The sequence below is a fragment of the Erwinia sp. INIA01 genome, from assembly GCF_025947915.1.
Lineage (GTDB): Bacteria > Pseudomonadota > Gammaproteobacteria > Enterobacterales > Enterobacteriaceae > Erwinia > Erwinia coffeiphila.
Genome location: NZ_JAPDNC010000001.1, coordinates 55,727 through 78,916 on the forward strand (window position 1 = coordinate 55,727; position 23,190 = coordinate 78,916).

Consider the following 23,190-nt stretch of genomic DNA (forward strand, 5'->3'; position numbering starts at 1 on the left):
CTTACTCCTTGTCTGCCTGGCTGCGCAGGCGCGGATCGATCAGCAGGCCGAGAATATCGACCAGCGTACTCATCACCACATAAACCAGCGCAGAGAGGATCGCCACGGCCAGCACCACCGGCATATCTTTTGCGAGCACCGCATCAACGGTCACCTTGCCGAGTCCCGGGCGGCTGAACACCTGTTCGGTGATCACCGCGCCACTCAGCAGACCACCCACCAGCCAGCCGGTCAGCGTCACCGCCGGCAGTGCGGCATGTCGTAGCGCATGGCGCAGACGCACGATCACCCCGTGAATCCCCCAGGCGCGCAGCGTCAGGGAGAAGGGCTGGTCCAGCGCATCTTCCAGCCCGCGCCGCAGCACCTGCGACACCACCGCGCCCTGAGCCAGACCCAGCGACAGAGAGGGCAGTACCAGCGCGGCGAAATTGCGGTCGCCGGCCACCGGGAACCAGCGCAGCGTAAAGCTGAAGATAAACAGCAGCACAATCCCCAGCCAGAAAGAGGGAGTGGAAGCCAGCAGCAGCTCCAGTCCGTTGGCAACGCTGCGTCCCCAGCGGCGGTGCGCTGTCAGCACGGCAACCAGTACTGCAAACACCACACTGACCAGCAGCGCCGCACCGGCCAGCTTCAGCGTGGGCAGCAGCTGCGAGGCAACCAGCTGGCCCACATCAACGTTCAGCATGTAGGAGCGACCAAAATCACCGTGCATGATGCGCCACAGATAGTTGAGATACTGTTGCCACAGCGGGCGATCCAGCCCCCATTCGGCGCGGATAGCCGCCTCAATTGCCGGGGTACGCACCTGTTCACCGACCAGCAGGCTGACGATATCACCCGGTGCCAGCCAGACGGCAATGAACGACAGGCTGACGGCTGCCCACAGCACCATCACGCCACCGCCGATACGCCCGGCAATACGCCAGGCCAGCGATGATGGAGCCTTCAGGCGCGGTTGCCCGACGCTTTTAATCAGGGGGGTGGTTTCGCTACTCATGGCTCACCTGTTAATGTTCGCTCAGCCAGACGCTGTAGGCGTTTTCCGGCATCTGTTTAAAGGGACGGAAGCCAATACCGTTAACGTAGCTGGCGGCGGCAATCTGATCCTCCGGCTCGTAAAGCGGGATCGCCACGGCCTGGTCGATAATCGCCAGCTGCTGCAGCTGCGCGTAGAAGCCACGGCGGGCCGGAACATCAGCGGTCGCTGAAGCACCTTTCAGCAACGGCAGGATCGCCGGATCGGACGTGCGGCTGTAGTTGATAGCACCGCCTGCATTCACCGGAAGATAGTGGTTTTCAATATCAATGCCGTCGGTTTCGGTATTCGAGTTGGCGATGGAACCAAACTGGCCGCTGTTGCGCAGTTCCGTATACGTGCCGGAGTCCACGTAGCGCAGCTTCAGCTCCACGCCCAGACGCTGACGGGCCTGAGCCTGAATGGCCTGGAGCAGCACATCGCGCTGATCGCGCACCGTTGCCTGCGCCTGGATAATTTCAATACTCAGGCGCTGGCCGTCCTTAGTGCGGAAACCGTCGGCATCACGCGTGTTCCAGCCTGCTTCATCCAGCAGTTTATTGCCCAGCTCCGGGTTATTACCGTATTTACCCTCCACGCCGTTGGTGTACAGCGGATCGACCGGGGAGGTAATGCCCCAGGCGCGGGTACGTTCGCCGCGATAAATGGATTGCAGGATCGGCGCCACGTCCAGTCCCTGTAACAATGCCTGGCGCACCTTGAGTTCTTGCGTCGGGCCGTATTCCACGTTGAGGAACAGCGAGTACGGCGTACCGGTATTCAGCGCGTGCTGATAGGTGAAGTCCGGATTGTTTTTAAACTCACCGGCATCGTTACCGGAAACGCCTTCAATCGCATCAACCTGGCCGGAGAGCAGCGCTCCCACGCGCACCGAGGATTCCGGTAGGAAGCGATAGGTCACGCCATCCAGATACGCCGGTCCCTGATGGGCGGCGTTGGTCGGTGCCCAGTTGTATTCCGGGTTCTTTACAAAGACAATCTGCTGGCCTTTTTCATAGCGCTGCAGGATAAACGGCCCGGTTCCGGCAACGGAAGCGCCGCCCGCTTTCAGATCCGGCGACTGCCAGGATTTCGGTGAAATCAGTTTCAGACCGGCGGCAAAGGCCAGGAACGGTGAGTAAACCGCCTTGAGATTCAGCACCACGGTACGTTCGTCCGGGGTCTCAATGCTGTCAATATGGCGGCTTAACGCGCAAAGACTTGAACCCGCGCAGTAGGCCGGGTCCTGAATATGGCGGAAGTTTTCTGCCACCGCTTCAGCATTCAATTTGGCCCCGTCGGAGAATTTTACATCCGGGCGCAGGGTGAAAATAATGCGCTTGCCGTCCTGCTCCACGCGGTAACTTTCCGCGAGCCACGGAACGAAGCTGCCGTCGGCATTACGTGCCAGCAGTGATTCATAGGCCACGCGCAGGATCAGCTCGGCTTTTGACTGGCCGTTCAGTTGAGGATTTAACGGTTTAGGTTCGGTTTCAACGCCCCACGTCAGGGTGCCGCCCGTGCGGGGTTCAGCGGCGGCAAATGCCGATGAGACGGATAAAGCCAACAGCGATACCGTAGCCATCATGGCCACTTTATTATTTAAGCGCATAGTTTTCCCAGAAAGGTAATAAAGACGACTAAGCAGTCAGTGAGTTTTCAATAAAATCGTGTACGTACTCTTTAATTTTCGCCTGCTGATAGCGCTGCTGATCGAGCACGCGGGTTAAATAAACCAGCTCTACGCCCAGCGGATTGACCGCACGATGAAACGGCTGATAGCCACGGCGTAAATAGAGCTGTGACAGCCACGGATGTTTAATTGCCGTCGCCAGGTAAACCGCCGGGGATTTCAGCGTATCGCGCAGGAAGCTTTCCTCAACGTAACGGATAATCCGACTGCCGAAACCCTGGCCTTTGAACTCCGGATCGACGGCAAACCAGTGCAGGAAGGGCCACGGCGATACCTGTTTACTGTCGGCAGCCCAGGGAAAGCGGACGGTAAGCGTGGCAACCAGGCGTCCCTCATTTTCCAGTACGAAGGTCGATTCGCTGGCGATCACCGCGCGAACATCTTCCACGCTGGAGCGGGTAATGGTGAAATGAATACCCTGAGGAATAAGCGGCGCATAGGCGCGCTGCAATAAACCGTGGAGTAATTCTGCCTCTTCCGCTTTTGCTAAACGAATACGTTCAGTCATGAGTTTCACCGCCACACAATTAAGTTATTACGATTATTAACAGCGCGGGGGGAAACTGTGAAAGATAAATATCTGATAACGATGCGCAGTTAAAATCTTAATAGGTTGACTACCGTATCTGATGTTAAAAATTACCGCCTTCAAAGTGGGGATATTTTGACCACGTGAGCAGTGCCCGCACGGCGTGCCATGAATGCATCATTTTCGCATCGGATATTTCCTGTATCATCCCTCCGGGCTGATAGCCAAAATGACGCTTCATTCAATGACGAGAGAACCGTTGTTCCGTGAATATCAGTCATTTTTTGTTGTTTATTTCAACCAGGGAGAAGGTCTGTATGTGTTATGCCATTTTTACCAAAAGGGGAGGTTGCGAATGTCGCTGATCACCATTGTATTAGTTTTTATGATGGCCATTGTTGTTACCGTTTTTATATCTCATTTACTGTCCGCTAAAATCCCACTGCCGCTGCTGCAGATTGCGGCGGGAGCAGCCCTGGCTGCAGGTGGCTTTCAGGTCGATTTTGATCCCCACATCTTTCTGCTGCTGTTTATTCCTCCTTTGCTGTTTCTTGATGGCTGGCGCATCCCGAAGGATGCTTTTTTCAGCGATTTAAAACCTATTCTGTCGCTGGCCATCGGGCTGGTGCTGTTTACCATTATCGGTATCGGTTTGTTTATTCACTGGCTGATCCCGGCGATCACCGTCGCCGCCGGATTTGCCCTTGCGGCGATTCTGTCACCGACGGACCCGGTCGCCGTATCGGCGATGACCGCCAACTCGCCGCTGCCATCCCGAATGGGCCATATCCTGGAAGGTGAATCGTTGCTCAACGATGCATCGGGACTCGTGGCGTTTAACTTTGCCGTTGCCGCCGTGCTCACCGGCAGTTTCTCAGCCGGCGATGCGGTAACTCGGTTTGTTCTGATGGCCGTCGGCGGTATCCTCAGCGGGCTGGTGGTGGTCTGGGCCACCGGTAAGTGCAATAACTTCCTGATTAAGCGTACCCGCGAAGAACCGGCAATACAGATCCTGATCAGTATTCTTATCCCGTTTGCCGCTTACATTCTGGCTGAAAGCTTCCACGTGTCGGGGATTCTGGCCGCGGTTGCCGCCGGGATTGCCATGCACTACGAGCAGCTCTCCGGTCCGCGCCTGCCCGCCACGCGCATGAAAAGCAGCGCGGTTTGGAACATGCTGCAGACCATCCTGAACGGGATGATCTTCCTGATGCTCGGTGAACAGCTTCCCCGCATGCTGCAAACCCTGCCAGACGTTGCCAGCCAGGCGGGCGTCTCCTCCCCCTGGTATCTGCTGCTGTATGCGGTGGTGATCACCCTCGCTCTGGGCGTTGTGCGCTTCTGCTGGGTATGGCTGTCCATTACGCTGACGGTGTTCCGCCAGAAGCGTAAGGGCAAAGTGACCACCAGCCGCCCGCAGTTCAGCGCGGTGGCGGTGATGGCGCTGGCCGGCGTGAAGGGTTCAATTACCCTGGCCGGCATCCTGACGCTGCCGGTAGTGCTGACCGATGGCTCACCGTTCCCGGGCAGGGATCTGCTGATTTTCCTCTCCATGTCGGTGATCCTGCTGTCGCTGATCGTTGCCGCTATCGGTCTGCCAATCATGACCGCGTATCTTGCGGATGACTTACCGCATGATTCAGGCAAGGGGGCAATCGGCGCGGCGCTGACCGAAGCGGCGATTGCCCGCTTGAACGAACTGCTCAGCCAGCCCGTTGACGATCCGGAGGAAGAGGCGATGCGGGCGGATGCCGGAAACCTGCTGCTGGAAACCTACCAGCGTCGCCTGCACTACAACGACAGCGACGACCAGAACGATGTTGGCCAGGAACTGAAGAAGCGTGCCCGCATTGAAAAAGAGATGCAGCGCGAGGCGATCGTAGCCCAGCGTGCCGAGCTGTTCAGGCTTAAACGCGCCCGCAACATCACGGACACGACTTTCCAGCAGGCGCTGAGAGCGATTGATTTGAAGGAAGAGAGCCTGCACTAAAAACGAAACACCCCGCTGGCGAGTCTCTCAGTCGTGAAACCGATGAGACCGTCAGCGGCATACGGAGCCCGGCGGGCAGTTTTAAACGGAAAGCCTCTGTTTTACGCTGCCCGCCCGGGACACTAATCCCCGGCTGAACATGCCGCCATGACCTCCTTCAGCACGCTATACACACGCTCATCGCTTAGATGCGCGACGTTAAAACGTAAAAATTCCCCCGCCGACTGCGACACGCTGAAGACATTACCCGGTGCCAGCACAACGTTGTGCAGTCGGCAGCGGCGGGCAATTTCCGTGGAATCTAATCCTGCAGGCAGACGACACCACAGATAAAACCCACCGCGCGGCACCAGCCACGGAGTTATGCCGAGCGCAGCCAGACGCTCGACCGCGTCTTTACGCGCTTTTGACAGCCTGCGGACAACCTCATCAAGATGTTTACGGTAGCTCCCGCCGGAAAGCACAGCAGCCAGCAGTTGGGTGGTCATCGGGCTTGGGCCACCGAAGCTGGTGGCAATTTGCAGATCGGTCAGCCCCTCGATCCATTCAGGACGACAGGCGATATAGCCACAGCGAACCGAAGCCGAAAGCGTTTTGGAAAAACTGCCCATGCGAATCACCCGCTCCAGGCCGTCGGGGATCGCCAGCCGTGATGACAGTTCAGGTTCAAACTCGGCGAAGATATCATCTTCAACGATAATCAGATCGTGCTCGCGGGCCGCGTTAAGCAAGCGCCAGGCCGTTTGCGGGGAGAGACTCGCGCCTGTCGGGTTATGTAACGCCGAGTTGGTGATATACAGCCTGGGGCGCGACTGGCTGAGAACCGATTCAAATACGGCCACGTCAGGACCGGTCGGCGTAAAAGGAACGCCCACGATAGTGACCTGATGCGCACGGAGCAGGGCCTGAAAATTGAAATAGCAGGGATCGTCGACCAGAACCGTGTCACCGGGCCGCAGCAGGAAGCGACAGATTAAATCCAGCGCCTGGGTTCCGGAGCCGGTCAGCATAATCTGCTCCATGGGCGTCGTCAGCCCTTCACTGGCAAAGCGCGCCAGCAGCAGACGCCGCAGCGCCGTCGCACCGCGTGTCGTACCGTAATCACATAGCAGGCTGGCATCCGAACGGGCCAGCTGCCGCATGGCTTTTCGCAAGGGCTCCACCGGCATCCAGTCGGCAGGAAGCCAGCCACAGCCGGGTTTCAGCACATCGCGATCGGCATCCAGCGCCTGGCGAGAAACCCAGAACGGATCAACGTCGCGCTGATAATCGACATTCTTTTCTACCAGATTGAGCGGCGGCTGATGCGACCCGGTCACAAAAAACCCGGCCCCCCGGCGTGCGCGGATCATTCCCGTCGCCGCCAGTCGTTCATAGGCTTCAACGACGGTCGACGGCGATACCTGCATCTTTGCCGCATAGCCGCGCACTGACGGCAGACGTTCTCCTGCGGAGAGTGCGCCACCGATAATCTGGCTGCGAATGTCGGCTATCAGCATTTCGGTACGGGTCATCGCAGTTTTCCTCGCGGCAATCACAGCTGTATGGTCAATTTTATCCATACAGTTTGGTAAAATTGTACTGCATTGTATCTTCGAAACGTTCCTGATGTTGCCTATTATCGTTGAAAATGTGAGTCAAAACAGAAACGAGGAACTATGGAACGAACAACGGCAGGATGGTGGAGTGGGCTGACAGGCGTAATGATTTTCAGCGGTTCGCTCCCGGCCACACGCGTGGCGGTAAATGATTTTTCGCCCCTGTTCCTGACATCGGCGAGGGCCACCATTGCCGCGCTGCTGGGCGGGGCACTGCTGCTGCTGTTGCGCCAGCGACGCCCGGCGCGCTCGGATATCCTGCCGCTGCTTATTGTCGCGCTAGGCGTGGTGGTAGGGTTCCCCCTGCTGACCGCGCTGGCCCTGCGCCATATTAGCGCCAGTCACTCCGTGGTGTTTATCGGTCTGCTGCCGCTCTCCACGGCACTGTTTGGCGTGCTGCGCGGCGGTGAACGCCCCCGCCCGGCATTCTGGCTGTTCTCGCTGCTCGGTGCCGCCATCGTGGCCGGATTCACTATCGCCAACGGGCAGGGCGGATCGCTAAGTGGCGACCTGCTGATGATCGCTTCGGTCATCGTATGCGGTCTGGGCTATGCGGAAGGCGCGGGTTTATCGCGTCGGCTGGGGGGCTGGCAGGTGATCAGCTGGGCACTGCTGCTCTCTCTGCCGCTGATGGCGATTATCGCGCTGTTCAGCCTGCCGCACAGCTGGAGCGCCGTCAGCCAGCCAGGCTGGTTAAGCCTGGGCTACGTTTCGCTGTTCAGTATGCTGATTGGATTTCTGTTCTGGTATCGCGGCCTGGCGCTTGGCGGCATTGCAGGCGTCAGTCAGCTTCAGCTGTTGCAGCCGTTTTTCGGCCTGCTGCTGGCCGCCGTGTTGCTTCATGAATCCATCGCCTGGAGCATGGTTGCCTGCGCCACGGCGGTGATCCTTTGTGTGTTTGGGGCAAAGCGTTATAGCTAGAGCTTCAGAGTGACAGGGGTGTTTTTCCGCTCGTGAAGCAACAGGTAAAGTGACAGCAGCGCCGCAGCCGTCAGTATCGCGGCTGTCACCCAGAGGTTAGGCACCAGACCAAACCGGTCGACGATCTGCCCACCGAACCAGGAACCGCCCGCAATACCGATGTTAAACACCCCAACATAGAGCGACGTGGCGATTTCGATTGCTCGCGGTGCGGCTTTCATCATCCAGCTCATCAAACCGACCGAGACTCCGCCGTAAGCCAGGCCCCAGAGTATCAGCGCGGCTCCGCTGCCGGTGTGATAGTGTCCGATGCTCAAAAAAAGCAGCGGAGTGAACATTAAGCCCAGCGAAATCACTAACAGGGTCAATGCGGCGCGCCTTGTGGTGACGATCCCGGTCAGGAAGTTCCCCACCACGCCGGTGATACCATAAACAAGCAGCAGAATACCGATCCACTTCACCTCAAACAGCGCCACATCCAGCAGCAGCGGGCGAACGAAGGTAAAAGCCATAAAATGCCCGGTCACCAGCAGCAGAGTCAGTACCAGACCGGCCCGTATCCGGGGGTTTTGCAGTAGTTGCACAAATTGGCGGAACGAAACGGAATGCGTTACCGGCAGCGCCGGAATAAAGATCCAGTGCAGGGTCAGAACTAAAACACTGAACAGCGCCATGCCGCCAAATGCCCAACGCCATCCGGCATAATCCCCGATGAATGCGCCAAGCGGAACGCCAAGCACAGAGGCTGCGGCCACGCCGCCGAACACAATGGCCGTTGCCAGGCCGACGGATTGTGCGGTAACCAGACGCGAAGATAATCCCCCGGCGATCGCCCATATCCCTCCCATACAAAACCCCACCAGGATACGTGCAGCCAGCAGCAGAAGGATACCGGGAGCCAGCGCCGATGCGATATTGGCAATCGTCAGCAGCACCAATAGCCAGCGGAGAATAATACGCCGGTCTGTGCCACCGGCTGCAATAACAACAAACGGCGCAAACAGGGCGGCAAGCAGAGCAGGCAGTGAAATAGCCATCCCGGCTTTTCCGTTAGAGGTGTTTAGGGATTCTGCCATTGTCGTCAGCAGCCCCACGGGCAGCATTTCTGTGGTAACCACGGCAAACGTTGCCAGGCCAACGCAAATCACCGCCATCCATAAACTGTTTTCCGGGGCAACCGCAGAGGGTTTTAGTTCAGCGCTCATGTTTTCCTTATCAGAATCAGTTGATTTCATCGTTAACCCGCTCGTACTTATTCACCGGTGACAGCAGGCTCCGGGCGGCGAAAGCCATAAAAAACGACGGCAAGAATTACCCCTGCGGCACCCACCGCTACGCTAAACCCTTGTGAAGGCGTGCCATGATTGAGTACCTGTCCCGCCACTGCCGCGCCGAGTGCAACTCCAATATTCAACCCGGCAAGCAGCCAGGCCATCCCTTCGGTTACACGATGTTCGGGCACGGTGCGCTCAACCTGTGACATCGCGACGATCATCGTTGGGGCGAAAAACAGACCGGAGAGCAGGACCGCTGCGGTCAGGGAAAGGATGCTACCTGCCATTATCAGCGGCAGAGTGGCTAAAGCGGTCCCCAGCCCACCGAACACCAGCTGTTGATTCAGAGTGGCTTGCAGTTTGAGCGTGCCAAACAACAGCCCGGTAAAACACGATCCCAACGCATACGCAGACAAAACCAGGCTGGCCAGAGCGGGCTGCCCCTGTTCGGTGGCAAAAGCCACACTGACGATGTCGATGGTGCCAACGATAACGCCCATCGCCATCATTAAAATGGCCAGTAAGCGTACCGTCGGGAGATGGATAAGAGCCTGGCTGCCGCCGTTGATATCAGGTGAGATTTGCGGCGGCTCGGTTACTCGCTGAGCAAGCAGCGCGGCTATGCCGACGATCAGCAGTAACATAGCCACAAGCAAAGCGGTCTGGGGCTGCACTATCACTCCGAGCGCCACCGCCAGCGGCGGACCCGCGATAAAAGAGAGTTCATCCAGCACCGTTTCCAGTGAATAGGCCGTCTGTAACAGTGGTCGCCCACGATAGAGAGCCGTCCAGCGAGTGCGGATCATCGCCGAGACCGCAGGCATAAATCCGGTGAGCATTGCGCCAGCGAACATCAGCCATGCCGTATCCTGCCACAGGCTGTTCACTGAGAGAGTTAAAAAGCCCAGCGAACTGACTGCCGTGGCAGCAGGCAGCACCCGGCGCTGGCCGTAACGGTCCACCAGACGGGAAATCTGCGGTGATATCAGCGCATAGGTCAAAACAAAAGTTGCAGAAACGGCCCCGGCAAGTGCGTAGCTGCCACCGGACTGCGATAGCATGACGATGATACCAATACCCGTCATCGGCAGCGGAAGCCTTGCCAGTATTCCGGCGAGGGTAAAAGCCCGTGTGCCCGGTGCAGCAAATAACTCACGATAAGTGGCGATCATTTCCTTCTCCATAATGCATCCGCTTGCCACGAAAAACGGCTGCAGACATAATACATACGTGGCGTATGAAAAAGCATATATTCATACGCCACGTATGTAAACAATCAAAACTCGTTAGCTGAAGGAGAGGGTTATGGTGCGACGTACGCGCGCAGAGATGGAAGAAACCCGTGCCGCGCTGATATCAACGGCGCGAAAGGTTTTTAGCGAGGTCGGCTATGCTGATACGGTGATGGACGATCTGACCGGGCAGGCAGGGCTAACCCGGGGGGCGCTTTATCATCATTTCGGCGATAAAAAGGGACTGCTCGCGGCGGTGGTTGAGCAGATCGATGCAGAAATGGACGCGCGGCTGGAGACGATTTCCAGCACGGCTGAAGATGGCTGGCAGGGGTTTACCCATCGGTGCAATGCCTATCTGACCATGGCGCTGGAGCCTGAATATCAGCGTATTGTCCTGCGCGATGCCCGTTCCGTGCTGGGTGGACCGTCTCAGGAATCACAGCGCCACTGCGTTGACGCCATGCAGCGGTTGATTGGCCAACTGATTGCTCAGGGCGTGATAGCCGAAGCGAATCCGCAGGCGCTGGCCTCTCTGATTTACGGCAGCCTGGCCGAAGCCGCATTCTGGATCGCGGAAGGAGAGGATAGCGACGCCCGCCTGGCGCAGAGTAGTGAAGCGCTGGCGCTGCTGCTGCGGGGTTTACTGGCTAAACGTGCCCGCTAATGCGGGCCGTAACAACGATAAAGAATGACAGATGTGGAGCAGGGGAACATGCCCGACTAATGTGCAGCCAGCTCATCAAAAAGGGCGGGATTTGCCTGAATAGCAGCTAAAACTTTTGCTGCCAGCCCGGTTGGGTTCCGTCGTTTAGACTCCCAGCTTTTATTGGTTTCAACGCTGATCCCAGTCAGAAGCGTAGTAATCGTCAGAAGCGCTGCTGCCAACCATTCATACCTTACGCTGTAGCATATTCGTTCCATGTGTCTCGGTATATAATATTACCATCCGTATGTTTCCAGGTAATGGTTTCATAACGTAGCTCAATATTTTCCATATGTGTACTGGTCATTCCATTTTGGTATAAATACGGTGAAATTGTTGTAATTTTAACATTCTCCAAAAAAATATTAAAATACTCACTCTCAATCCCTGCATCCAAAATTCGATACATTTTTATTGTTGCTGATTTAAAGCTTCGACCTTCACACAGCGCGCGAAATAGAATTGGTGTGGTTTTATCGAACTCTTTTTGCACTGCAATAGGTGAATGGATTCTTGTTCCGGTAAGTTTTCCTGTGTTAGGGGATACAGGTATGGAAACATTATGTGTAAGTGACTTTAATTCAATTGAACCAATTCGCGTTGGTATTAAACATCCACCGACTACGGGCGATCCATTTTCATCTGTTAACCAAATATAAGCTGGGGTTGACATTTTAACATCCTTTTAAATTTATCGAGAGCAGAAAAAAACAGCAACCAACATCAAGACAAAGAAAACCCCTATTGCCTGCATTGCAATATGGGGGAAAAAATGAGCCATAAAAACCCCAAAAATTACAGTTAATATTATAGGGAAATATACCCAAAGAAAGAATAGCAGTTGGTTTTTTAACCACTTTTTTAACAAATCAATCATGATATCTACCTGGCCATGAGAAATATTACGTTAGCAATATCATCGTCTGATGAAAGATTTTTCATGAAAAAGTTCGCCTTAAGAAAAACAGGCTCAACAAGGAAATACATCATCTCCACTTTTCTGATATACAATGCCTGGTAATATTCCGGATGCATGATTTGTAACCGCTCGGCACTTTCAGCCGCTTCCTGAATATATCCATAGAGATTTAATGCTGCAACAGAAAGACCTGAGACTTTACTCACCTTCCCGACAATTCCGGTACTTACATTAGAGCCAAGGCATATTACCATGGTAACGCCTATAGCAAATGATTGAGTAGTTAAAGAACTTGTGGAAATATTCACATTCATTCTCATTAATGAGCGTTTAATATATTCCATTTGTTGCGGCGTTTTGTTTTTTAAAATCAACTCAACATATATATGAATGAGTTCTGAAATCATCCTCCGATACTTAACGAAATGATATAATGCTTCAAAAAAGCGCACATCCTCTTTTTTTAATTTTGAGCAAACATCCTGATAGTTATCAGTGAAGCAAGAAATGTAATAGGCCATTCTGGCAGCACCATCCTGAATTCTGGTCGCCTGTTCGATAACCTGCTCTTTAACGCCGACAAAGGCGCTATCCAGCTTTTTGGCAAGAGCGTTATCATTTAACATTTTACTGACAATTGCATCACTATAGTACATAACCAGATCCTTTAGTTTTTTATCCTTTAACTTGCATAAGCTATTTGCGCTTTGTTACCTTTTTTTATTTCTACGGCCTCTTCCAGAGAGGTTTTTAGTTCTTCAAAAAAATTCATTTTTCACCCTGTTTTCAGTATCCCGGTCCGTTTTTTCCTCGTCGAGGTACATAGAAATTCAGGACATACAATGTACACCACGCAGTCCAGACAAATCCCCGCACGCGGCGTTTTTCAATAAACATATGACACACTCAATTGTTATGTTATAACATAACAAATACCCCATAAGGGATACGGTTTAACGCCCGTTCATCTCCGCGTTAACGCACCTGAGGATGTCACTATGTCACAACAACGCATCAACACCGATCGTGATGGTCGCCTGCCGGTTACCGTGCTTTCCGGCTTTCTGGGCGCGGGTAAAACCACGCTGCTCAACCATATTCTCAATAACCGCGAGGGCAGACGCGTCGCGGTTATCGTCAACGATATGTCTGAAGTCAATATCGATGCCGCACTGGTCCGCGACGGCGGAGCCGATCTCTCCCGCACCGATGAAAAGCTGGTCGAGATGAGCAACGGCTGTATCTGCTGCACGCTGCGTGAAGACCTGCTTCTGGAGGTCAACCGCCTGGCGCGGGAAAACCGCTTCGACCAGCTGGTGATTGAATCCACCGGCATCTCCGAACCGCTGCCGGTGGCGGAAACCTTCACCTTTGAAGACGACAGCGGCGAAAGCCTGTCGGCGGTGGCGCGGCTGGATACCATGGTGACGGTGGTTGATGGTTTTAACTTCCTGCGCGACTATCAATCACGCGACAGCATTGAATCCCGCGGCGAGTCGCTCGGCGAATTCGACGAACGTTCGGTGGTCGACCTGCTCATCGAGCAAATCGAATTCTGTGACGTGCTGATTATCAACAAAACCGATCTGATCAGTGAAAAGCAGCGCGAACAGCTTACCGGTATCCTGCGCAGCCTCAATCCCCGCGCACGTATTGAAATCGCTCGTTTCGGCCAGGTGCCGCTGGAAAAAGTATTGAATACCGGCCTGTTTGACTTTGCCGAAGCGTCGCAGGCTCCCGGCTGGATGCAGGAGCTGCGCGGCACCCACGTGCCGGAGACGGAAGAGTACGGTATCAGCAATTTTGTCTGGCGCGCGCGCAGACCGTTCCACCCTCAGCGCTTTTGGGAATTTTTCAGCGGCGAACTGCCGGGGGTCGTGCGTTCCAAAGGCTATTTCTGGCTGGCAAGCCGGCCGGAATTTGCCGGTAGCTGGTCACAGGCCGGTGGTGTGTCGCGCCAGGAGATGGCGGGCCGCTGGTGGGTAGGCGTACCGCGCGATCGCTGGCCGCAGGATGAAGAATCCCTCCGCTGGATTATGCAGCACTGGCAGGATGGGGTGGGCGATGCACGACAGGAACTGGTGTTTATCGGCATGCAGATGGATGAGGGGGAACTGCGCCGCCAGCTGAATGCGGCTCTGCTGACCGACAGCGAACTGGCTGCCGGGCCACGTAGCTGGGTTCATTTGCCCGATCCGCTGCCGCACTGGTTTAACTGACCTGCTTCCGTCAGGGTAGCGAGCCGCTGGCTAAAGGCGGCTCGTCGGGGCCAGATGAATCGCCGGGTCTGGCCCCGGCACCGCAGTGGTTTTCGATCAGCGGCCGTCAAAACCGTCCAGATAGGTTCCCATCGCCTCATTAATAAACAGCGCCCGCTGCTTGTCGCTCAGCGAACTGGTATAGCTGCTGTTAATAAAGGTATGCTGGCTTTCCATCTTTTCTGAGGATTTTTCTTTTCTGAAGTTTTCCGCTTTCAGCAGCGCCTGTTCGCGCGTCATCCCCGCCTGACGATCTTTTACCCCGTCATCATAAAACGTTTTAAAAACAGGCTTCATTAACTGGATAGTGCCGGAAATCTGGGTGGTGTAATTGGGGTCAAAATCGTTTTTGGCTTTAAAAACATAACTTTTGGTGTGGGCGGTGACGCTATCCGTGGACTGACTGCAGGCGGCCAAAGACCCCACTAACATCAGCATAAATCCCTTCAGTACGAAACGACGCATTACAGCTCCTTGAAAAATAACACAGCGATTTTATAAAGATAAAAAAATACCGTAGCCGAAAACCGGTCGGTTGAATATGAAAAACCTTACTTTTTTGCAGGTTGTCTGCGGGGCGTAATCGGAGGAGAATCGCCCGCTCATAATATAAGAATTTTCTATGGATTAGTCACCTGCGCTATGAATCACTCCACTCCAGATAATCTTCTCGCGAAGGTTCGAATTTTCTTCGGTCGCCTGAAACCCCATCCGCTGGCGGTTGCCAGAAAGCAGATGGTTCTTGCCAGTATCGGTGCCGGTATCGGGCTGGCGATCACCAGCCTGTTCAGCCACTGGGTGCTGGGTGAGGTTAACTTATGGTTTGTCGCCCCGGTGGGGGCCTCGGCCGTTTTATTATTTGGCGTACCCAACAGCCCGCTGGCCCAGCCGTGGTCGATCGTTGGCGGTAATTTTATCTCCGCCCTGACCGGGGTGACCGTCGGGATGTGGATCGACAATCCGGCCATTGCCTGTGGTGTGGCGGCGTGCCTGGCAATTGCACTGATGTTTAAGCTGCGCTGCCTGCATCCGCCCGGTGGGGCCGTGGCGCTGACCGCCGTGCTCGGCGGGCCGGGCATCCACAGCACGGGCTACGAGTTTGCGTTTACCCCGGTCCTGCTGAATTCGGTGTCGCTGGCGCTGCTGGCCATTCTGTTCAACAACCTTGCCGGGCGTCGCTATCCGCACCCGCTGGCCGCTGCGGAACCCGCGCCGTCGCCGGTTGACATCACCGTATCGATTACCCGTGACGACCTGCATGAGGCACTGCTGGCAGGCCAGCTGCTCGATATCGATGAAGGCGATCTGCAGGAAGTGCTGCTGCACGCCGAGAAGATCGCCGAACGTCGGCAGCTAAGCCGCTCGCCCGCGTAACAGAAGGTATCCCCGCAGTACGCGGGGATACCTGGTCTGCTCATCTGTCCGCTACTTTACTGCCAGGCGGGCATTCCACTGCGTACCCCTTCCGATAAACGGCAGTACCCTTCTGGTTCACTTTCTAACGCGAAGCTTGAAACCACGGTCATCAGGCTATCGGCAGCAGAATTATCAACCATCACAAAATCTTATTTCCCGGCGACGGGCAGCGGCGATGCCGTCCTGGTCTTCAGAATGCGCAGACCACACAGCGCAACAAACGCGCTGTAGCCTGCCAGCAGCCAGAACGGCGTCAGCGGCGGCAGATTTGCCATCACCTGTCCCACAATCAGCGGCCCGGCCACGCCTCCGGCCAGTGCTGCGGTCACGATAATAGAGCCGGTGCGCGGGTCGTTGCCCATCCGCGCCGAACCAAACACAAAGAAGTTCGGGAAGATGCTGCCGATAAAGAAGCCCGCCAGCGGATAGGTCAGCGTCGGGGCGATCCCACTCCCGGCGCAGGCCAGCAGCACAGCGCCACCGACAAAGCCGCCGATCAGCATCGGCGCGGCCGGCAGGCGATGGCCGACAAAGCTCAGCGCAATACGCCCGCTGAGGAAAAAGACAAAGAACAGCGAAAGCGCGCTGGCCGCCGCCGTGTCGCTGAAATTCCCCGCTACCAGGATCACCGGACCCAGTCCGATCAGGCAGGCCTCAATCGCCGTACCCGATGCGCCCACCAGCAGCGTCGGCACCGAGAGTGTGAAACCGCTATTACCCTGAGCCGTTTCTTCTGCCGCGTGCGTTTTTGGAAAACGGAACGACAACAGCAGCGGCAGGACCAGCCCGACAGCCAGAATGCCGAAGCACAGCTGCGGATTGCGCGCCAGCGCCACAAACACCAGCGGGGCGACAATGGCACCGCCGCCGAACAGGGCGTTGACCAGGCTGACCATCGACGGCCCCTTTTTGCCAAAGGCGTCAAGCAGGCGGGTATTCACCAGCGCCAGACTGGCACCGTAACCTGCTCCAAACGCCAGCGATCCCAGCAGCGTCAGCGGCCAGTTCAGATGAAACGCCATCAGCGCCGCACCCACCACCAGCAGGGTAAAGGCCAGCGCTGTCCAGTCGCGCTTACCAGCGAAAAACAGTGCGATAACGCCAATTAACGCGCCGACCCATTGAGCAGTCACCACCATGCTGGCTGAAGCAATGGTCAGATCGAACATCTGGCGGAACTCCGGCAGCACCGGCCCCATCAGCGATTGCCCGGCCCCCATTAGTACAAAGGCAATGATGCTTCCGCTCAGCAGCAGCCCGTAATTTTTCACTCTATCCATCATTTCACTCCAAAGTTATGCAGGTTTTCGTTGTTTTTCAGTAGGTAAGAAGAAAAAAACCTGCGGCTGTCGGGTGGTGAAATCCCGCGGGCAGGTGTTTTTTCTTCACATTACTGTTACATCGATATTGACATTAGTCTATCGTTATTGACATATGTAATGCGTACGACGTGTTTAATAATCAAAGTTTCGTGAGGCAGATCGCATGTTGAGTTCTGAAAGTAGGGATCAATCGCAGACTCGCCGTCAGGAAGCCTGGGTAAAGCTGAAAGCGAACCCGGTGCCGGACGTGCTGGTGATTGGTGGGGGTGTCAATGGGGTGGGGTTGCTGCGGGATCTGTCCCTCAACGGCATTTCGGCAACGCTGATCGACAGTGGGGATTTCTGCGCCGGGGCCAGCAGTGCGTCAAGCCGTATGGCTCACGGCGGGCTGCGCTACCTGGAGAATCGCGAGTTCGATCTGGTCCGGGAATCGGCGCGGGAGCGTAATATGCTGCTGCACGACGCATCCCATCTGGTGAAACCGCTGGAGGTGGTGGTGCCGGTACGTCACTGGGTGAAAGGGCTGCCGGGCACGGCGCTGCGCTTTTTTGGCTTTTCCCGCAGCCCCGGTCCACTCAGTTTCGTGGCGTTGAAAAGTGGCCTGTTGGCCTACGAACGTTTTGGGGCGATCCGCCGTGCGCTGCCGCATCATAAAGTGGTTCTCAGCGGCAGGAACTTTCCGCAAGGCTTGCCTAAAGCCGTGCGTTCGGTGATCAGCTATTACGACGGGCAAATCACCGGCCCGGAAGCGCTGGTCTTTGAAATGCTGGAGGCCGCCAGCCGTATTGAGGGCGTAACCGCAGTGAATCACATCCGCTGGCAATACATGCAGGATGGACGTATTACCGTTACCGATCCGCTGAGCGGCGAGACGGCAGAATTGCGGCCCCGAGTCATTATTAATGCCGCCGGTTCGGCCATTGACCGGGTCAATTCGCAGCTGGGCATCGACGCAACCCGCGTCCGTGGCGTAAAGGGCGCGCATCTGGTGCTGCGCCATCCTCAGCTTCACGGGCGTATGGGCGGTCGGTCATTCTATTTTGACGACGGGCGCGGACGGATGGTGGTCTGTATGCCGGTGCAGGACGTAACGCTGATCGGCACCACCGAGGTGGAAACCGACGATCCGCAGGACCGCCAGGTGGTGGATGATGAAGTGAACTATCTGCTGTCGTCACTGAATCACCTGTTTGACGATATCACCCTGACCCGGGAACACATTGTCGCGGTCACCAGCGGCATCCGCCCGTTGCAGGCGGGCAACGGCAGCGCGACGCAGGCCGCCCGCGATCATGCTCTGTTTGAAGACCGCGCGGGCAGTACGCCGGTTATCTCGCTGGTCGGGGGAAAATGGACCACCTTCCGCTCGTTTGCCGAAATGGCGGCCAACAGCGTGCTCAACCTGCTGGGGCGACAGCGAACGGCCAGTACCGCCGATCGCGCCTACCCGGGAGCGGGCACTCTGGATGTGGTGCAGCTGGCGCAGGATAGCGGACTGACCACCCAGCGAACGAAAGAGCTTTATAGCCGCTACGGCACCGTGGCCCGCGAAGTCGCGGCGTTTTGTGGCCAGCAGGAGGATGCGCCGGTTACCGATGCGCCGGGCTACTCGCGCCGCGAAATCATCTGGCTGACCCGCAACCGTATGACCCTTAATCTGGAGGATATGATCCTGCGCCGAACAAATATCGTCATGACCGGACGCCTTTCAACCTGCACGCTCGACAACATCGCTGACATTATGGCCGAAACGCTGGGCCATGATGATTTATGGGCGCAAACGCAGTCACAGGGCTGCGCCGCCGATCCCCGCATTCTCTGGAATGGAAAATAATAATTATGTCTGCATCCTACTTACCTCTCGTTCTCGCCATCGATGCCGGTGGCACCGCCGTTAAAGTGGCGCTGTTTGACAGCACGGGGCGTCTGGTCAGCCACCGCAACGCCGAAGTGACCACCGAACACTATCCGGATGGCCGGGTAGAACGCGACGGTGATGCCTTCTGGCAGGCCACGCTCACCGCCATCCGCGACGTGCTGGAAGGCGATACCGCCGGACGGGTGGTTGCCGTTGGCTGTACCGGTTTCGGCAACGGCATCTTCCTCGTTGACCAGCATGGACAGCCCACCCGTCCCGGCATTGTCTCGGTGGATCATCGCGCCCAGCCGATTGCCGATCGCACCATTGCCGCCGGGCAGGACCGTGCGTTAAGTGATGAAAACGGCCACCGTCCATGGGGCGGCCAGACGCTGATCCAGCTGGCCGGGCTGGCGGAGAATGAGCCTGCGGTGATGGCGAAAACCCGCTGGGGCCTGGCCTGCAAGGATTTCATTCGTTTCTGCCTGACACAGGAGGCGCTGACCGATCCGTCCGATGCCAGCGGCGGCGGACTGATGAATCTCGACAGGCAGGACTATTCCGTGGAGGCATTCGAACTGCTGGGCCATCGACCGCTGACGGAGAAGCTGCCGCCGGTGGTCAACAGCTCCGCCATCGGCGGGCGGATCACCGCCGGGATTGCCCAGCTGACCGGGCTGCGCGAGGGCATTCCGGTCGCCGGTAGCATGATGGATGTGGCCTCCTGCGCACTGGGCGCGGGCGTTACTTCGCCGGACCGTATGGTGTTTATTGCCGGTACCTGGGCGATTAACGCCATCGAAGTGCCGCGCCCGATAAGCGAGAACTATCCGCTGCTGAATATGCTCTACCGCGACGGTGCAGCCAGACTGGTCGCCGAAGGCAGCCCGTCATCGGCCGCCAATTTAGGCTGGTATCTCAAACACGCGCTGGGCAACCGGATCGGCGTAGACGAAGCGATGAATATCGCTGCAGGCTGCCCGGTTGACAGCCAGCGCTGCTTCTTTATGCCGTATATCCACGGCCCCGATCCGTACCAGGGCAGCTTTATGCGCCTGCGCGCCACGGACAACGAGGCTTCGATGATTCGCGCCATCTGCGAAGGTGTGGCGTTTGAGCACCGCCGCCACGCCGAAGCGCTGCTGGTTCACACCGACGGTACCTGGCCGGAGGCTATCCGTCTGACCGGCGGGGCGGCGCGTTCACCGCTGTGGGCGCAGATCTTCGCCGATACCTGTAACCGTCCGGTTGAGGTGGTGGATACGCCGGAGGTCGGCGCGCTGGGCGCGGCGATCTGTGCCGCCGTGGCGGGCGGGATTTATACCTCGCTGGAGCAGGCTACTGCCGCCATGAGCCGCATTCTGCGCCGCCATGAACCCGTTGCCGAAAATGTGGCGGTACTGCAGGCCCGCTACCGGGAATTCACGCGCCTCGACCAGGGAATCAAAGCGCTGCTTGACGTTCAACCTTCCGATTACTGATAAGGGTAAAAAATGAGTTCGTTACTACCGTTTCAAACCACGCGATTTGCTGAAAAAATCGATCGTATCCGTCGCGGTGAATATCGTTCGGGTGATTTTATGCTGGCCGATGCCAAAGACGGCGATCTGGCCGCAGGTGTAACCGCAATGGGCTATCGCCGCGACGGCAGCGGTGCCGCTGCGGGTTTGCGCACCCGGCCTGAATTCCATCAGCAGATCCGCGATCTGATCCAGCAGGATACGCTGGATATCATGCTGACCTCTACCGCCACCATGGAGCAGTTGAAGGAAGAGGGTGCTTTCGAGGGCAGCCGGATGCTGGCGGCGTTTCGCGGCAATGAAGCCACCGATGCCTGGGTCGGGCTGCGCGGCGGCCGCTACCGCGAGTTTGCCCCGCTGCCGTATCGCGGCGCGGCGCTGGAGTTTGCCAGCGCGCCGATTTGCCTTTACTCGCTGACCTGGATCAATGATGCGCGACACGATGTCGCCTCGCTGGAAGCATACGCACGCTTCCGCGCTGACGCCCGCTCGCACGGAATTATGCACTTCCTGGAGGTGTTTAACCCGAACGTGGATACCGGGCTCAGCGCCCGGGATACTCCGGCGTTTATTAACGACTGCATTATCCGCACGCTGGCCTCGCTGACCCGTGCAGAGCGCCCGGAGTTTCTTAAAGTGGCCTATAACGGCCCGCAGGCGCTGGAAGAGCTGGTCAGCCACGATCCGTCGGTGGTGGTGGGCGTGCTCGGCGGTGGGCAGGGTACACATCGCGATACCTTTGAACTGCTGGCGCAGGCAGAACGGCGCGGCGGCAGGCTGGCACTGTTTGGCCGCAAGATCAACGGCGCGGAGCATCAGCCGACCATGGTGAACTGGATGCGCCGGGTGGTGGATCGCGAAGCCACCTCGCTGGAAGCCGTGCGCGGCTATCATGCGGATTTACAACGATTAGGCCTGCGTGCCGATCGTCATCTTGAAACCGATAGCGAGATAACGGAAGATGTGCTCCGGTCAGATTTAACCTAACCAGGAGCAAGGATATCAAGACGCAGCCTAAGAGTACGTCGCCGTCAGACAGGATCATTGCCGAAGCGGCATGGCTCTATTACGTGAAAAACCTGACGCAAAGCGAAATCGCCACCCGCATGAAGCTGTCCCGCCTGACGGTGATTAACTACCTCAGGCTGGCCAAAACGCGGGAGATTGTCTCGGTAAGGTTAAGCGGTGAGCACTTCCGCACCAACGATCTTGCTGACCGTCTTGCGGAGCGTTTTTCTCTGGACGATGCCTTTGTTATTCCCGCTGACGGTCTGTCGGACGAAAGTCGGTTTAACGAAGTGTGCGAAGCGGCTGCGCATGTTCTGCTTGATTTCCTTGAGCCTGGCGATCAGCTCGGCGTGAGCTGGGGTTCAACGCTGAGCCTGATCTCGGATAAGGTGCCGTACTGGCCGATTGAAAATCTGACGGTACGGCAGCTGATCGGGGCGATGTCCAACCCGCTGCTGCCCACCGCCGAACGCTGCTCGATTGAAATAGCCCACCGGCTTAGCGCGTTATGCGTTACGCTCAACGCACCCGCCGTGTGCAGCAACAACGAACTGGCCCGCCTGCTGCGCGAAGAGCCGATTATCGCCGAACAGCTACAGCATCTGACCCGCTGTAATAAAGCCATTTTCACCGTCAGCCCCTGCACCCCGGACGGCCACGTCACCCAGTTTAAAATCGTTACCGAAAAAGAAGTTGAACGCTACGTTGCCCACGGCGCGGCGGGGATTATTGCCGGTCGCTTTATTGACAGTGAAGGGCAGCCGCTGCTCGGCGAGGTGGACGATCGCGTGATCGGCATTGAGCTGGATACCCTGCGCCAGATGAACGGCCTGCTGGTGGCTTCGGGGCTGGATAAGCTTACCGCCATCGTTGCCGCGCTGAAGGGCGGCTTTGCCAACACGCTGGTGATTGATACGCTGCTGGCCGAAGCCATCCTGGCACAGGAGTGAAGCCGTGACGCCACTGCAGGATTTGGATTTAAAGCAGCTGGAAGCCTTCGCCGCGGTGATTTCCGCCGGAAGCGTGACGGCGGCGGCAAAAGCGCTGGATCGCTCACAGCCCGCAGTTTCACGGCTGATTCAGGATTTGGAGCAGTCGCTGGGCTATCCGCTGTTTATCCGCAACGGGCCGCGCATCCACCCCACCTCGGAAGCGCTACAGCTGCATCAGTACGTGCAAAAAGCGCTGCTGTCGCTACAGCAGATCCGCCTGCGGGCGCAGGAAATTGGCAGCCAGCAGCACCGCCCGCTGCATATCGCCGCCACGCCCGCGCTGGCGGCGGGGCTGCTGCCGCTGGCGCTGGCCTCGCTGAGCCTGCAAAACAAGGTGCAGATTATCAGTGAATCCGCCGAGCACACGGCGCACGCGGTTATCTCAGGCGAAGCCGACATTGCGCTGTGCAGCCTGCCGCTGGAGCATCACGCGGTGGAACTGCACTGGATCGGCCAGTCGCGCTGCGCGGTGGCGCTGCCGCAGGACGACCCGCTGGCGGCGCAGGAACAGGTCACGCTTGGCGATCTGGCCGGGCGGCGGCTGATTGCGCCGTGGAACCCGCTGCGCCTGCGCGGCCGCTTTGAAAAAGCGCTTAAAAAGCTGAAAACGCCGCTGCACGAAACCATCGAAACTAACTCCTCCGCCAATATCCTTTCCTGCGTGCGCGCCGGGCTGGGCGTAGCCATCCTGGAGCCGGTTACTGCCTGGGGCATGCCGCTGGCGGGCGTGGCGATTCGCCCGCTTGAGGAAGAAATCCCCTATTTCTTCGGCGTGATCACCCCGCAGGGGCGGCCGCTTTCCAGCGCCGCACAGTCGCTGGTCAGCGCGCTGGCCACCGCGGCCGCCACGCTGCTGCCCGGTTTCCAGCAGCTGCCTGCCGCTGAGCACCCGCGCGTGATGCGGCTGATCAATCAGGACAGCTGATCGCTACACGGCGC

The 23,190-nt window shown here is 57.2% G+C and carries 21 protein-coding genes and 1 pseudogene; 10 read left to right on the forward strand and 12 right to left on the reverse strand.

The features are described 5' to 3' along the window. Position 1 precedes the first annotated feature (1 nt). The 3 genes from OMR58_RS00245 to OMR58_RS00255 are packed head-to-tail and all read right to left on the reverse strand — an operon-like array spanning position 2 to position 3,216. Complete coding sequence (locus OMR58_RS00245; protein ID WP_264545047.1) at positions 2-997, reverse strand: ABC transporter permease; 996 nt, start codon at positions 995-997, stop codon at positions 2-4. Between the two features lie 10 nt (positions 998-1,007). Further along, on the reverse strand, positions 1,008-2,603 hold the full coding sequence (locus OMR58_RS00250; RefSeq protein ID WP_444861288.1) for an ABC transporter substrate-binding protein: 1,596 nt from the start codon (positions 2,601-2,603) through the stop codon (positions 1,008-1,010). Positions 2,604-2,655: 52 nt separating this feature from the next. After that, entirely contained in the window at positions 2,656-3,216 is a 561-nt protein-coding gene (locus OMR58_RS00255) for a GNAT family N-acetyltransferase (protein WP_105591724.1), read from the reverse strand. 376 nt (positions 3,217-3,592) lie between these two features. On the opposite strand from OMR58_RS00255, the gene OMR58_RS00260 reads away from it, so the two are divergent. After that, positions 3,593-5,227, forward strand: coding sequence for a Na+/H+ antiporter (locus OMR58_RS00260; RefSeq protein WP_264545049.1), 1,635 nt, complete (start codon positions 3,593-3,595; stop codon positions 5,225-5,227). Positions 5,228-5,349: 122 nt separating this feature from the next. Here the strand turns inward: OMR58_RS00260 and OMR58_RS00265 are convergent, their stop codons facing one another. Further along, positions 5,350-6,741: an aminotransferase-like domain-containing protein gene (locus tag OMR58_RS00265; protein ID WP_264545050.1), complete on the reverse strand. Its 1,392-nt coding sequence runs from the start codon at positions 6,739-6,741 to the stop codon at positions 5,350-5,352. A gap of 144 nt (positions 6,742-6,885) precedes the next feature. Between OMR58_RS00265 and OMR58_RS00270 the strand changes: the two genes are divergently transcribed. Continuing rightward, positions 6,886-7,746, forward strand: coding sequence for a DMT family transporter (locus OMR58_RS00270; protein WP_264545051.1), 861 nt, complete (start codon positions 6,886-6,888; stop codon positions 7,744-7,746). Here OMR58_RS00270 and OMR58_RS00275 read toward each other — a convergent pair. Both OMR58_RS00275 and OMR58_RS00280 read right to left on the reverse strand, forming a co-directional pair. Then, positions 7,743-8,951 (reverse strand): MFS transporter, encoded by a 1,209-nt coding sequence (locus OMR58_RS00275; protein ID WP_264545052.1) that lies wholly within the window; start codon positions 8,949-8,951, stop codon positions 7,743-7,745. The genes OMR58_RS00270 and OMR58_RS00275 overlap by 4 nt on opposite strands. 47 nt (positions 8,952-8,998) lie before the next feature. Further along, positions 8,999-10,192 (reverse strand): MFS transporter, encoded by a 1,194-nt coding sequence (locus OMR58_RS00280; RefSeq protein ID WP_264545053.1) that lies wholly within the window; start codon positions 10,190-10,192, stop codon positions 8,999-9,001. A gap of 133 nt (positions 10,193-10,325) precedes the next feature. Between OMR58_RS00280 and OMR58_RS00285 the strand changes: the two genes are divergently transcribed. Continuing rightward, complete coding sequence (locus tag OMR58_RS00285) at positions 10,326-10,919, forward strand: TetR/AcrR family transcriptional regulator (RefSeq protein WP_105591729.1); 594 nt, start codon at positions 10,326-10,328, stop codon at positions 10,917-10,919. A 56-nt stretch (positions 10,920-10,975) separates the two neighbouring features. On the opposite strand, the pseudogene nadS reads toward OMR58_RS00285, so the two are convergent. From nadS to OMR58_RS00305, 4 genes and pseudogenes are all read right to left on the reverse strand, one after another. Beyond that, positions 10,976-11,101 (reverse strand): annotated as a pseudogene (gene nadS, locus OMR58_RS00290) (NadS family protein); the annotation flags it as partial. A gap of 50 nt (positions 11,102-11,151) precedes the next feature. Further along, positions 11,152-11,631: an Hcp family type VI secretion system effector gene (locus OMR58_RS00295; protein WP_264545054.1), complete on the reverse strand. Its 480-nt coding sequence runs from the start codon at positions 11,629-11,631 to the stop codon at positions 11,152-11,154. Between the two features lie 18 nt (positions 11,632-11,649). Continuing rightward, on the reverse strand, positions 11,650-11,835 hold the full coding sequence (locus OMR58_RS00300) for a hypothetical protein (protein WP_264545055.1): 186 nt from the start codon (positions 11,833-11,835) through the stop codon (positions 11,650-11,652). A gap of 5 nt (positions 11,836-11,840) precedes the next feature. Continuing rightward, complete coding sequence (locus OMR58_RS00305; protein WP_264545056.1) at positions 11,841-12,533, reverse strand: hypothetical protein; 693 nt, start codon at positions 12,531-12,533, stop codon at positions 11,841-11,843. A 342-nt stretch (positions 12,534-12,875) separates the two neighbouring features. Here OMR58_RS00305 and zigA point away from each other — a divergent pair, with 342 nt between their 5' ends. Beyond that, positions 12,876-14,096, forward strand: a complete 1,221-nt coding sequence (gene zigA, locus OMR58_RS00310) for a zinc metallochaperone GTPase ZigA (protein WP_264545057.1) — start codon at positions 12,876-12,878, stop codon at positions 14,094-14,096. A 96-nt stretch (positions 14,097-14,192) separates the two neighbouring features. Here the strand turns inward: zigA and OMR58_RS00315 are convergent, their stop codons facing one another. After that, a complete protein-coding gene (locus OMR58_RS00315) occupies positions 14,193-14,600 on the reverse strand; it encodes an Exc2 family lipoprotein (RefSeq protein ID WP_105591731.1) in 408 nt (135 codons plus the stop codon). A 177-nt stretch (positions 14,601-14,777) separates the two neighbouring features. Here OMR58_RS00315 and OMR58_RS00320 point away from each other — a divergent pair, with 177 nt between their 5' ends. Then, positions 14,778-15,509, forward strand: coding sequence for an HPP family protein (locus OMR58_RS00320; RefSeq protein WP_264545058.1), 732 nt, complete (start codon positions 14,778-14,780; stop codon positions 15,507-15,509). A 191-nt stretch (positions 15,510-15,700) separates the two neighbouring features. Here the strand turns inward: OMR58_RS00320 and OMR58_RS00325 are convergent, their stop codons facing one another. Next, positions 15,701-16,834, reverse strand: a complete 1,134-nt coding sequence (locus OMR58_RS00325; protein ID WP_264545059.1) for an MFS transporter — start codon at positions 16,832-16,834, stop codon at positions 15,701-15,703. 202 nt (positions 16,835-17,036) lie between these two features. Between OMR58_RS00325 and OMR58_RS00330 the strand changes: the two genes are divergently transcribed. The 5 genes from OMR58_RS00330 (at position 17,037) to OMR58_RS00350 (ending at position 23,176) form a co-directional block, all read left to right on the forward strand. Further along, a complete protein-coding gene (locus OMR58_RS00330; protein ID WP_264545060.1) occupies positions 17,037-18,707 on the forward strand; it encodes a glycerol-3-phosphate dehydrogenase/oxidase in 1,671 nt (556 codons plus the stop codon). Between the two features lie 5 nt (positions 18,708-18,712). Beyond that, on the forward strand, positions 18,713-20,212 hold the full coding sequence (locus tag OMR58_RS00335) for an FGGY-family carbohydrate kinase (protein ID WP_264545061.1): 1,500 nt from the start codon (positions 18,713-18,715) through the stop codon (positions 20,210-20,212). Positions 20,213-20,224: 12 nt separating this feature from the next. Then, entirely contained in the window at positions 20,225-21,238 is a 1,014-nt protein-coding gene (locus OMR58_RS00340; protein ID WP_264545062.1) for a hypothetical protein, read from the forward strand. Positions 21,239-21,321: 83 nt separating this feature from the next. Continuing rightward, entirely contained in the window at positions 21,322-22,209 is an 888-nt protein-coding gene (locus tag OMR58_RS00345) for a sugar-binding transcriptional regulator (RefSeq protein WP_200544953.1), read from the forward strand. A gap of 4 nt (positions 22,210-22,213) precedes the next feature. After that, positions 22,214-23,176, forward strand: a complete 963-nt coding sequence (locus OMR58_RS00350) for a LysR family transcriptional regulator (RefSeq protein WP_264545063.1) — start codon at positions 22,214-22,216, stop codon at positions 23,174-23,176. Positions 23,177-23,190: the final 14 nt, after the last annotated feature.